The organism is Bradyrhizobium sp. SZCCHNR1015 (assembly GCF_032489875.1).
Classification (GTDB): Bacteria; Pseudomonadota; Alphaproteobacteria; order Rhizobiales; family Xanthobacteraceae; genus Bradyrhizobium.
Window position 1 is genome coordinate 554,099 of sequence record NZ_JAUEYW010000002.1, and the last position, 11,796, is coordinate 565,894.

Sequence of the window (11,796 nt, forward strand, 5' to 3'; positions counted from 1 at the left end):
GCACGGTGATCCCAAGATGAACCGGAGCTCCGACGATGGCGGCATCCTGCCCGACGATCGTCCGATGCGCTTGCGGCGGCATCCGTCCTTCGTGCCTGTGCTCGTGGAATTCTGCGACCGGCTGATTGCGCCGCTGCGCGGCCAGCGCCTGATGATCAAGCTGTTCGGTCAGCGCGCTCCGACGGAAATCGCTGCGCATATCGTGATGATGCATATGTCGGCGCGCAAGCCGGTCGAGCGGCCGACACTGACGCGTCTGCAGATGCGGCTGCCGGGTCCGCGGCAGACGGCGGCGTTCGTCGCGGTGTTGCGCGGTCTGTCGCTGGTGACCGTCGAGCGAGATCCCGAGGACGCTCGTATCCGCTATCTGGTGCCTGGCCCCGTCATCCTCGAGGGACTGCGAGGCTGGCTTGCCATGCACCTGGATTGCCACGCGCGGTTGACGCAGTCCGATGGACTGAGCCTTCGTCTGCAGGACGACGCCGCGTTATTTGCGGAGACGATCCGGCAATGTGCGGGCTGGCTCTGCCGCGACAACCGGCCGCTGACGGGCTTTCCCGATCTCGCCTGGACCGACGAGCACGACAGCGGCATCCATCTGGCCCTGACGCTCGTCGCCCGGTCCGCGGTTGGGCGCGAGGCCATCGCGATTTCGACGGCGGAGCTTGCGACCTCGCTCGGCGTCTCGCGCTCCCATATCCGCAATCTGCTGGCGACCATGGAGGGCCGTGGTCTGCTGCGCTTCGGCGACGGGCGCCGGCATCTGACGCTGACGCCGGGTTTCGTGGCTTCCGTGGAAGCCTGGTTCTGCCACCAGGTGTGCTGGCTCGCGGCCGCAGCCGCACGTGCGGATCGCGTGCTGCGGCCGGCTTGAGGGCGTCAGATCATCGTGACCCGGCCGGTGCCGATGTCATAGATGCCGCCCACGATCTTCACCTTGCCCTCGGCGACCATGCGGCCGACGATCGGCTTGGCAGTCGAGAGGCGCCGGACATTGTTGCGGACGTTCTCCGCGGTGGCTTCGGCCAGCAGATCCTGCGGCTTCTTCGCGATCGCTGCCTCGACGCCGGGTTTGAGCGCATTGATCAATGCGGGCAGGTGGCCTGGCAGTTTGGTGCCGTCCTTGAGCACCTTGATCGTCGCATCGATGGCGCCGCAGCCGCTGTGACCGAGCACCAGCACGAGAGGCGTGCCGAGGAACTTGACGCCGTATTCGAGGCTGGCGAGGCCGTCGTCATTGACGAAATTGCCGGCGACGCGGACCACGAACAGCTCACCGGGCGCCTGATCGAACACCAGCTCGGGCGCGACCCGGGAATCTGCGCAGCTCACGATCGCGGCGATCGGGTATTGGGCCGCGGCGCGCGCCGCCCGGCCGGCCGAAAAATCCTTGTTGTCGAGATTACCGGCGACGTAGCGCGCATTGCCATCGACGATGCGTTTCATCGCGTTATCCGGAGAGATGGCGTTGGGCGGCATTGCGCTGTCGTTCGCCTGCTTGGCTTCCTTGGCAAACGCCGGAAGTGCGCCGACCGCCGCGGCAGCCAGCACTGCGCCGCCGCCGAGCAGCCGGCGGCGGGACAATACGGGAGGGTGCGTTTCACACTGCGAGCACATCGGCGAGGGTTCTCCATCAAAGATTGAAATATGCGTGCCCGGCACGCCGGCCGCACGGCTACTCATGCCACGCGAACTGACGCAGTGAGCGCGCAAAAATTGCAGGTATCCCGTTGGGAGGGGGCGGCATGTGATCGCGCTTAATAATTCGTGAAGGGAGGGACCGAGCGGGAACTCCTGGCCGATCGCCGCCGGCCGGGCTGCCAAAATCGGCTAAAACCGGGCGAACGCCTGCGAATTTGGCACTTCTTACTGCCCGGGCGGACTTGTCCAGGTCGGCCATGTCTTGCAAGAAGGGCTGATGATTCGCGGCCGCTCCCTCCGGTGGGGACGCCCGGAACCCTTGAGACGAGACGCCCCATGAGACTGCCGCGCGAGATCGGACCCATCCACTTCGTCGGGATCGGCGGCATCGGCATGAGCGGCATCGCCGAGGTGCTGTGCAATCTCGGCTACACGGTGCAGGGCTCCGACGCCTCCGACAACGCCAATGTCGCGCGGCTGCGCGAGAAGGGCATCACCGTCAGCGTCGGGCACAAGGCCGAGAATGTCGCGGGCGCCGACGTCGTGGTGGTCTCGACCGCGATCAAGCGCGACAATCCGGAGCTGATGGCCGCGCGCGCCCAGCGCATCCCGGTCGTGCGCCGTGCCGAGATGCTGGCCGAGCTGATGCGGCTGAAGAGCTGCGTCGCGATCGCCGGCACCCATGGCAAGACCACGACGACATCGATGGTCGCGGCGCTGCTCGATGCCGGCGGCCTCGATCCGACCGTCATCAATGGCGGCATCATCAATGCCTACGGCACCAATGCGCGGCTCGGCGCCGGCGAATGGATGGTGGTCGAGGCCGACGAGAGCGATGGCACCTTCCTGAAGCTGCCGGCGGATGTCGCCATCGTCACCAATGTCGATCCCGAGCATCTCGATCACTTCAAGACCTTCGAGGCCGTGCAGGACGCGTTCCGCGCCTTCGTCGAGAACGTGCCGTTCTACGGCTTCGCGGTGATGTGCATCGATCATCCGGTGGTGCAGGCGCTGGTCGGCAAGATCGAGGACCGCCGCATCATCACCTATGGCGTGAACCCGCAGGCCGATGTCCGGCTCGTCGACCTCGCGCCGATGGGCGGCGGCTCGTCGTTCAAGGTCGTGTTCCGCGACCGCAAGAGCGGTGAGACGCACGAGATTGCCGACATCGCGCTGCCGATGCCAGGCCGGCACAATGCCTCGAACGCAACGGCGGCCATTGCGGTCGCGCGCGAGCTCGGTTTGTCCGACGAGGCCATCCGCAAGGCGATTGCCGGCTTCGGCGGCGTCAAGCGCCGCTTCACCCGCACCGGCGAGTGGAACGGCGTCACCGTGATCGACGACTACGGGCATCACCCCGTCGAGATCGCCGCCGTGCTGAAGGCGGCGCGCGAATCGACCAACGGCAAGGTCGTCGCCGTGGTGCAGCCGCATCGCTACACCCGGCTGCAATCGCTGTTCGAAGAGTTCTGCACCTGCTTCAACGACGCCGATGCGGTCGTCGTGGCCGACGTCTATCCGGCCGGCGAGGCGCCGATCGAGGGCATCGATCGCGACCACTTCGTTCTGGGCCTGCGCGCCCACGGCCATCGCGACGTGGTGCCGCTGCCGAAGGCCGCCGATCTCGCTCCTATCGTCAAGGACCTCGCCAAGCCCGGTGACCTCGTCGTGTGCCTCGGCGCCGGCAACATCACGCAATGGGCCTACGCGCTGCCCGGCGAGTTGAAGGCACTGGGGTGAGGGCGGTGTTGAACCAGCCGTTCACCGAGAAAGTCAGGCCACTCGACGTAGCCTCTCCGTTCCCTCCCCCCTTGTGGGGGAGGGGCAGGGAGGGGGGTGAGCCGCAGACTCCGGAGTGCGTGGTACCCCCCTCCCTAGCCCTCCCCCACAAGGGGGGAGGGAACGGAGCGTGCTACGTCGCAACGACGTCGGCCCAAACGAGGCAGGCCGCCGCATGACCTTTCCCGACATCACCCCCGATCTCAAAACGGCCATGCCGGAGCTGCGTGGGCGGCTGCTCGCCAATGAGAGTCTCGCGCCGCTGACCTGGTTTCGTGTCGGCGGACCGGCGCAGGTGCTGTTCACGCCGGCGGATGCCGACGACCTCGCCTATTTCCTGAAGCACCTCCCAACGGATATCCCGCTCTATGTCATCGGCGTCGGCTCCAACCTGATCGTGCGTGATGGTGGCGTCCCCGGTGTCGTGATCCGGCTGGCGCCGCGCGCGTTCGGCGAGGTCAAGGCGGAAGGCGACATCGTCACGGCCGGCACCGCCGCGCTCGACAAGCGCGTCGCGGAGGTCGCCGCGTCGGCCAACCTCGCGGGCCTGGAATTCCTGTTCGGCATTCCCGGCACCATCGGCGGGGCGCTGCGGATGAATGCCGGCGCCAATGGCGGCGAGACCAAAGACATTCTCATTGAAGCGATCGCTGTCGACCGAAACGGCGAGACGCACCGCTTCAACAATGCCGAGATGAAGTTCACCTATCGCGCGAGCGGCGTCGATCCGGCGCTGATCTTCACGGCCGCGCGCTTCCGCGGCACGCCCTCGGCGCCGGAGGCGATCCGGGCGCGCATGGCGGAGGTGCAGGCGCATCGCGAGACGGCGCAGCCGATCCGCGAGAAGACGGGCGGCTCGACCTTCAAGAATCCGCCGGGACATTCCGCCTGGAAGCTGGTCGATGCCGCCGGCTGTCGTGGACTCAGGGTCGGCGGCGCCCAGGTCTCGGAAATGCACTGCAACTTCCTGATCAACCTCGGCAACGCCACCGCCGACGACATCGAGACGCTCGGCGAGACCGTCCGCGAGCGGGTCAAGGCGGGCTCGGGGATCGAGCTGCAGTGGGAGATCAAGCGGATTGGAATCAAGGCGAGCTGATCGAGCCGCCTGCTCACGTGACGTCAGCGCAATCGCGACCGCGATTGTGAGATCAATCGAGAAGACATTGATGCGCACCACGATTTTGTTCGGCGGCTCCAACAAGGAGCGCCTCGTCTCGGTCGCGAGCGCGAAAGCCCTGCACGCCGCGTTGCCCGAGGCTGAGCTGTGGTTCTGGGACGTCGATGACACCGTGCATCAGGCCAGCGGCCAAGCGCTGGCCGCGCATGCCAAGCCGTTCGAGGAGCCGTTCACCGCCGATGGCGCCAGGATCGGCACGCTCAGCGAGGCGATCGATCGCGCCGGGGCCGAAGATCGGGTCCTGGTGCTCGGCCTGCATGGCGGCCGGGCGGAGAATGGCGAGCTTCAACTGATGTGCGAGCTTCGTGGCGTGCCGTTCACTGGCTCGAGCTCGGCGGCCTCGCACCTCGCCTTCGACAAGGTTGCCGCCAAACGCTTCGCCGTGCTCGGCGGTGTCACGGCGGCCGAGGGTGTCGCGCTGGATGATGCCGAGGCCGCGCTCGCGCGCTACGGCCGGCTGATCGCGAAGCCCGTGAAGGACGGCTCGAGCTTCGGCCTGATCTTCGTCAACGCCAGCCAGGACCTCGTCGCCGTCAAGGCAGCGGCCGCGACCGAGGAATATCTGATCGAGCCGTTCGTCACCGGGACCGAGGCGACCTGCGGCGTGCTCGAGCAGGCCGACGGCTCGCTGATCGCGCTGCCGCCGATCGAGATCCTCCCCGCCGATGGCGCCTTCGACTATTTCGCGAAGTACCTCGCGGCGGCGACGAAGGAAATCTGTCCGGGCCGCTTCAGTCCGGAGATCACTGCGGCGCTCCAGGCTGAGGCGATCAAGGCGCATCGCGCGCTGTCCTGCGGCGGCTACTCGCGCACCGACTTCATCGTCGCGGCCAACGGTCCGGTTTATCTGGAGACCAATACCCTGCCGGGCCTGACGGCCGCCTCGCTCTACCCGAAGGCTCTGGCGGCCCAGGGCATCGCCTTTGTCGATTTCCTCAATCAGCAGATCGCCCTGGCCGAGAGGCGTACACACGGATCCGGCGTGCGATAGACGCACCGGAGGAACCCGGCCCGGCGTCCCCCGGTGGTTCCTGTAACCCGTAAAATGCTTAAGAATTCCGGGCAAGGTCCTCATAAATCGGAGAAAAAATTCGTCTCCTCGGACCGATTTTACTTTTTGTTTACCAGGACGTCCGAAGGTTAACGCTGGCGCCTCAGTGGTGCTCGGCTGCCAGGTCGGGCCGTCGTGACGAACCGCGTCGCGATGGTCGGAAGGGATCCGGTCGGCCGGGACCGTGGGCGTGGGTCCGCGAGTATCTGCGGGCGCAACAGTTGATGAGCTCGTGCAATGGATGGTGCAGGACGCCTCGCTCGATCGCAGAGGCCTCAAGCTGACCTGAAAGCCGCTGCCCTTGGCGCGGCAATCCTGCTGCGCGAGTATGTCTCGGCCCGCCTTCCGCGTGTCCGCTTTGCGCGAGGCACGAAGCAAGGCAGGCGATCCATCCGACGAGACCTTGCGCCGGCGCAGGCCGCGCTCGCGCCGATGGTCGAGCGCGAGGCGCCGCCGCGCGTGGTCGAACTCGTCGAGCGCTATCTGCCGCGCCGGCTCGGCACCGTGGCGACGGTGGTCCTCTTGTTCGGCAGTGTCTGGCTCGGCATCGTCAAGGGCGGCCATGCGCAGGACGTCAGCGTGGCGTTGTCCGACACCCGCAACGCGCTCGCCAATGCGGCCGGGTTCCGCATCACGGCTGTTGCGATCAACGGCCGGAAGCAGCTTACCCAGGACGAGATCCTCGCGGTCGGCGGCGTTACCGGCCGCTCCTCGTTGCTGTTCCTGGATGCCGCCGCAGTGCGTGACAGGCTCAAAGCCAACCCCTGGATCGCCGACGCCACGGTGCAGAAGTTCTTTCCGAACCAGCTGCAGATCGACGTCGTCGAGCGCAAGGCGTTCGCGCTCTGGCAGCAGGACGGTCGCCTCTCGGTCATCGCCGAGGACGGCGCCGTGCTCGAGCAATATGTCTCGCGCCGCTTCCTGACGCTGCCGCTCGTGGTCGGCAAGGGAGCCGAGAGCCGCGCGCGCGATTTCCTGGCGCTGCTCGCCCGCTACCCGCAGGTGCGCGCGGTCACCAAGGCCGCCGTGTTCGTTGGTGAGCGGCGCTGGAACCTGCGGACCAAGGACGGCCTCGACATTCGCCTGCCCGAACATGATGTCGGCAACGCGCTCGCGACCCTGACCCAGCTCGATCAGGACGACAAGCTGTTCTCGCGCGACATCGTCGCCATCGACCTGCGGCTGCCGGACCGGCTGACGGTGCAGCTCTCCGAGGATGCGGGCAAGGCGCGCGACGAGCTGTTCAAGGACAAGAAGTCCAAGAAGAAGGCCGGTGACGCATGACCGGCTTCGATCGCCAGACTCCGAAGACGCGCCCGATGGGCCAGAAGCGCACCGCGCTCGTGGCCTCGCTCGACGTCGGCACCAGCAAGATCGCCTGCATGATCGCGCGGCTGAAGCCGGCGCCGCCGAGCGACGCGCTGCGCGGCCGCACCCACGCCGTCGAGCTGATCGGCTACAGCCAGATCCAGTCGCGCGGCGTCAAGGCCGGCGCCGTCGTCGATCCCGTCGAATGCGAGCAGGCGGTGCGGCAGGCGGTCGCGCTGGCCGAGCGCATGGCGAAGGTGCGGGTCGAATCCGTGCTGCTGCCGGTCGCGGGCGGCCGCGTCATGGGCCACCTGATCGAGGCCACCTCGGACATTCGCGGCGGCGCCGTCACCCAGGCCGATGTCAGTCGCGTCACCTCGACCGGCATGCACCACGCCACCGGCGACGGGCGCGCGGTGCTGCATGCCTTGCCCGTCGGCTACACGCTCGACGGCGTAAAGGGCATCCGCGATCCCCGCGGCATGCTGGCGCGGCAGTTCGGCGTCGACATGAATGTCGTCACGACCGACGCCACCGTGGCCAAGAACCTGATGCTCGTGGTCGAGCGTTGCCACCTCAACGTCGAGGCGATGGCGGCAAGCCCGTATGTTGCCGGGTTGTCGGTGCTGACCGACGACGAGGCCGATCTCGGCGCCGCCGTGGTCGAGATGGGGGCGGGCACCACGACGATCGCGATCTATTCCGGCGGCCGTTTCGTCCATGCCTCCGGTTTTGCGCTCGGCGGGCATCACGTGACCATGGATCTTGCGCGCGGACTATCAGCGTGCATTGCAGATGCCGAGCGAATCAAGACGTTATATGGCACGGTGCTGACTGGCGGGTCCGACGCGCGTGAGTTGATGTCTGTTCCGACGGCCGGTGACAACGAGCGGGATGTTCCGCAGATCGTGTCCCGCGCCACCATCGCGAACATCGTCAGGCACCGCGCAGAGGAGATTTTTGAAATGGTCCGCGACCGGCTGAAGGATTCGCCCTTTGCGGCAGAACCCAAGGCGCGCGTCGTCCTCAGCGGAGGCGCCTCTCAGCTGACGGGGCTGGTCGAGCTTGCGACCCGGATCCTCGACCGCCCGGTGCGTGTCGGCCGCCCGCTCGGCTTCGGCCGTCTTCCCAACGAGGCCAAGAACGCCGCCTTCGCGGTGCCGACGGGGCTGCTGGTCTATCCGCAATACGCGCACCTCGAACACGTCGAACCGCGGCATACGCGGCAGGTCGGGACAGGAACCGACGGCTACTTCGGAAAGGTCGGACGATGGCTACGCGAGGGCTTCTGATGACCGGTTTCCACCCCATGCGATTTTCAACAACACCAACCGCGGCCGGCGGCCGGGGCGAACCCACCCGCGCGTGATCGAGAGGCAATCATGGCACTCACTATTACACCTCCTGATATCCACGAGCTGAAGCCCCGGATCACCGTGTTCGGTGTCGGCGGCGCGGGCGGCAATGCCGTCAACAACATGATCACGGCCGGCCTGCAGGGGGTCGACTTCGTCGTCGCCAATACCGACGCGCAGGCGCTGACCATGTCCAAGGCGCAGCGCATCATTCAGATGGGCACGCAGGTGACCCAGGGCCTCGGCGCCGGCTCGCAGCCGGACGTTGGAGCTGCCGCCGCGCAGGAGGTGATCGACGAGATCCGCGATCATCTCTCGGGCGCCAACATGGTGTTCGTGACCGCCGGCATGGGTGGCGGAACCGGCACCGGTGCAGCCCCGGTCATTGCCAAGACCGCGCGCGAGATGAACATCCTCACGGTGGGCGTCGTCACCAAGCCGTTCCACTTCGAAGGCGCGCGCCGCATGCGCACCGCGGAGTCCGGCATCTCCGAGCTGCACAAGGTCGTCGACACGCTGCTGATCATCCCGAACCAGAACCTGTTCCGGGTCGCCAACGAGAAGACCACCTTCGCCGACGCCTTCGCGATGGCCGACCAGGTGCTGTATTCCGGCGTCGCCTGCATCACCGACCTGATGGTGAAGGAAGGCCTGATCAACCTCGACTTCGCCGACGTCCGCGCCGTCATGCGCGAGATGGGCAAGGCGATGATGGGCACCGGTGAAGCCTCCGGCGACAAGCGCGCGCTGACCGCCGCCGAAGCGGCCATCGCCAACCCGCTGATCGACGATTCCTCGATGAAGGGCGCGCGTGGCCTGCTGATCTCGATCACCGGCGGCAAGGATCTCACGCTGTTCGAGGTCGACGAAGCTGCGACCCGCATCCGCGAGGAGGTCGACCAGGACGCCAACATCATCGTCGGCGCCACCTTCGACGAATCGCTCGACGGGCTGATCCGGGTCTCGGTGGTCGCCACCGGCATCGAGCAGGCGCAGTTCAACCGCGGCGTCACGACGACTGCACAGCCGGCGGCGGCTGTCGCTCCGATTGCCGCCGCCCCGACCGCTGCCGCGGGTCTCCCTGAAAGCCGCCTCGCCGATCTGACTGCGCGCCTGCGCGCCGACAATCAGCGCCTGGCTGAACGCGCCGCCAAGCTCGAGCAGCAGGCGTCGCAGGCTCCGGCCGTCGCCGCGCCCGCGCCGATGGCGCCTGCGCCGCGTCCGGCTCCCAACCTCGAGCGCGACACGCTGGCCGCCGTTGCCGCCGCAATGGCCAGCGAGCCCGCGCCCGCGTCGGCGCCGGTCCAGCCCGCCTCCTATGGCGATGTGACGGTGCGCCCGATCGCGCAGAAGCCGTCGCTGTTCCCGGAACCGGAGGCGCAGCGCGCGGCCCCGATCGAGCCGGCGGCCCCGCCGGAGACGTTCATCCCGCAGGCCGCGGAGCGGGTTCCGTCGCGCGCGCCGCGCATGCCGAAGTTCGAGGACCTGCCGATGCCGGCCCAGGCCGAGATCCGGCAGGCGCGCGGCGACGAGGGCGATGAGCATCCGCAGAAGACCCGGATGTCGCTGCTGCAGCGTCTCGCCAATGTCGGTCTCGGCCGCCGCGACGAGGATGCCGAGCCGCCGCTGCCGGTGCGGACCGCGGGTCCTGCCATGCCGCAGATGCCGCCGCTGCCGGAACGGAAGCCGCCGCGGAACGTTGCTCAGCAGGTTGCGAGCCACGAATCGCCTGTCTCGGAATATGCCCGCCGTCCCGCACCCCAGGGTCTGGACGTCCATGGCCGTCCCGCGCCTGTGTCCCCGGCGCCACAGGGAGACGACCATTTGGATATCCCGGCCTTCCTGCGCCGGCAGGCCACCTGAAAATTGTTACAGCCCTGATGGTGCTGAACAGGCCCGGCTCGCGAGAGCCGGGCCTTTTCCATGGCTGTCCGGGGCTCGTTGATCGCCGTTCAACTAACTGATTTTAAATGATTAATTATTCTTTCGGTGTTTAGATCGGGAACCAGGAGGGTTAAGGCCACGTTCCAGTTTGGTTAAGGGTTGGCGCGAATACGGCAGAGATGGGGTAACAATCCGTAAAGAAGCGTGAGTTGGCGCTCTTTGGGGCTCTCGTTAAGTTCTGCCGTGACTTGGGGATGCCTGAAACTGAGTCGGTTCGCGAGGGGCGGCCGATAAGGGATCAGGCGGGGTCTTGGGCGATCGTCGATGAAATTCAGCCGGCAAACAACGCTTCGTTCGCAAGCCACCGTCACCGGTGTAGGCGTCCACTCTGGTGCGCCTGTCAGCCTGACGATCGGGCCTGCGCCGATCGACGCGGGAATCGTGTTCCTCCGCACCGGCCTCGATGGCGCTGACCGCGAGGTCCAGGCGTCCTTCGGCTCGGTGATCGCCACCGAGTTGGCGACGGTGCTCGGTGACCGCCACGGTGCGCTGGTGTCCACTGCCGAGCATGTGCTCGCTGCGCTGCGCGGCATGGGTGTCGACAACGCCCTGATCGAGGTCGACGGCCCCGAGGTTCCGATCATGGACGGCAGCGCTGCGCCGTTCGTCGCTGCCATCGACCAGGCCGGAATCGTCAATCAGTCGGCCCCGCGGCGCTACCTTCAGGTGCTCAAGCCGGTCCAGGTGACCATGGGCGCCTCCACGGGCGAACTGCGTCCGAACAGCTCCGGCTTCCGGGTCGAAGCTGAAATCGATTTCACCAACCCCGTGATCGGCCGCCAAGCCTATCATTTCGAGCTCAGCCCCGAGCGCTTCCGCCGCGAGATCGCCCGCGCCCGCACCTTCGGCTGCATGAGCGACGTGTCGCGGCTGTGGAGCGCCGGCTTCGCGCTCGGTTCCTCCTTCGACAACACGCTGGTGTTCGACGAGGACCGCCTGCTCAATCCCGAAGGTCTGCGCTACGCCGACGAATGCGCCCGCCACAAGGTGCTGGACGCGATCGGCGATCTGGCGCTGGCCGGCCTGCCGATGCTCGGAACCTATCGTTCGGTCCGTGGCGGTCACAAGCTCAACCATGCGGTGCTGACTGCTCTGATGGCCGATCGCACCGCTTGGCGGATCGTCGAAGGCGAGACCGTGCGTCGTCCCCGCGTGGCCGCGGAGGTCGTCGGCGGCATGGTCGGTGGCATGGTCGCCCCGGCCTACGGCCCGGACGTGTCCTGAGCGGCGGCGTCCCGATCGGCTGATTCCGTCGGCTGACCTACGCAACGCGCGACATCGCCGGGAGCTTTGCTTTCGGCGTGGTTCAGATTTTTCCGTCTGCTTTTTTGTCAATGTTTGTTGCCGGCCGCGTCCTTCTCAGCGGCTGGACCCTTGGCATTTCGATGTTTTCCAACGGCTTCTTCAGCGGTAACCATGATGCGTGGCGGCAGCCTCGGTGTTGCCTTAATCCGGGCGGATTGGCTTCCTATGCGGTTGGTTGATGAAGTGTTTTCGGCTAGAGAGGCCGGGGCCGCGTGATGCGTGCCACCGGCGGG

General features: G+C 67.0%; 9 protein-coding genes. 8 read left to right on the top strand and 1 reads right to left on the bottom strand.

Features of this window, described 5'->3' with window-relative positions; translation table 11 throughout:
• The first annotated feature begins 16 nt into the window (after positions 1–16).
• Entirely contained in the window at positions 17–874 is an 858-nt protein-coding gene (locus QX128_RS06235) for a hypothetical protein (protein ID WP_316181718.1), read from the top strand.
• A gap of 5 nt (positions 875–879) precedes the next feature.
• Here QX128_RS06235 and QX128_RS06240 read toward each other — a convergent pair whose 3' ends face one another.
• Complete coding sequence (locus QX128_RS06240) at positions 880–1,617, bottom strand: carbonic anhydrase (protein WP_316236976.1); 738 nt, start codon at positions 1,615–1,617, stop codon at positions 880–882.
• A gap of 360 nt (positions 1,618–1,977) precedes the next feature.
• On the opposite strand from QX128_RS06240, the gene murC reads away from it, so the two are divergent.
• From murC to lpxC, 7 genes are all read left to right on the top strand, one after another.
• Positions 1,978–3,381: a UDP-N-acetylmuramate--L-alanine ligase gene (gene murC / locus QX128_RS06245; RefSeq protein ID WP_316236948.1), complete on the top strand. Its 1,404-nt coding sequence runs from the start codon at positions 1,978–1,980 to the stop codon at positions 3,379–3,381.
• A 214-nt stretch (positions 3,382–3,595) separates the two neighbouring features.
• The gene (gene murB, locus QX128_RS06250; protein ID WP_316236949.1) at positions 3,596–4,519 is read left to right on the top strand and encodes a UDP-N-acetylmuramate dehydrogenase; all 924 of its coding nucleotides are present in this window, start codon (positions 3,596–3,598) and stop codon (positions 4,517–4,519) included.
• A 70-nt stretch (positions 4,520–4,589) separates the two neighbouring features.
• Positions 4,590–5,591, top strand: a complete 1,002-nt coding sequence (locus QX128_RS06255; protein WP_316236950.1) for a D-alanine--D-alanine ligase — start codon at positions 4,590–4,592, stop codon at positions 5,589–5,591.
• A gap of 297 nt (positions 5,592–5,888) precedes the next feature.
• Positions 5,889–6,935, top strand: a complete 1,047-nt coding sequence (locus tag QX128_RS06260; protein ID WP_315802121.1) for a cell division protein FtsQ/DivIB — start codon at positions 5,889–5,891, stop codon at positions 6,933–6,935.
• Complete coding sequence (ftsA, locus tag QX128_RS06265) at positions 6,932–8,251, top strand: cell division protein FtsA (protein ID WP_008964399.1); 1,320 nt, start codon at positions 6,932–6,934, stop codon at positions 8,249–8,251. The genes QX128_RS06260 and ftsA overlap by 4 nt, the downstream gene beginning before the upstream one ends.
• A gap of 90 nt (positions 8,252–8,341) precedes the next feature.
• Positions 8,342–10,177: a cell division protein FtsZ gene (gene ftsZ, locus QX128_RS06270; protein ID WP_316236951.1), complete on the top strand. Its 1,836-nt coding sequence runs from the start codon at positions 8,342–8,344 to the stop codon at positions 10,175–10,177.
• Between the two features lie 345 nt (positions 10,178–10,522).
• Positions 10,523–11,482 (top strand): UDP-3-O-acyl-N-acetylglucosamine deacetylase, encoded by a 960-nt coding sequence (lpxC, locus tag QX128_RS06275; protein WP_315802123.1) that lies wholly within the window; start codon positions 10,523–10,525, stop codon positions 11,480–11,482.
• Positions 11,483–11,796: the final 314 nt, after the last annotated feature.

Bases quoted from the DNA above. Each gene is read 5' to 3' on its own strand.
- QX128_RS06235 (WP_316181718.1), top strand. From the start codon at position 17: ATGAACCGGAGCTCCGACGATGGCGGCATCCTGCCCGACGATCGTCCG.
- QX128_RS06240 (WP_316236976.1), bottom strand. From the start codon at position 1,617: ATGTGCTCGCAGTGTGAAACGCACCCTCCCGTATTGTCCCGCCGCCGG.
- murC (WP_316236948.1), top strand. From the start codon at position 1,978: ATGAGACTGCCGCGCGAGATCGGACCCATCCACTTCGTCGGGATCGGC.
- murB (WP_316236949.1), top strand. From the start codon at position 3,596: ATGACCTTTCCCGACATCACCCCCGATCTCAAAACGGCCATGCCGGAG.
- QX128_RS06255 (WP_316236950.1), top strand. From the start codon at position 4,590: ATGCGCACCACGATTTTGTTCGGCGGCTCCAACAAGGAGCGCCTCGTC.
- QX128_RS06260 (WP_315802121.1), top strand. From the start codon at position 5,889: ATGGATGGTGCAGGACGCCTCGCTCGATCGCAGAGGCCTCAAGCTGAC.
- ftsA (WP_008964399.1), top strand. From the start codon at position 6,932: ATGACCGGCTTCGATCGCCAGACTCCGAAGACGCGCCCGATGGGCCAG.
- ftsZ (WP_316236951.1), top strand. From the start codon at position 8,342: ATGGCACTCACTATTACACCTCCTGATATCCACGAGCTGAAGCCCCGG.
- lpxC (WP_315802123.1), top strand. From the start codon at position 10,523: ATGAAATTCAGCCGGCAAACAACGCTTCGTTCGCAAGCCACCGTCACC.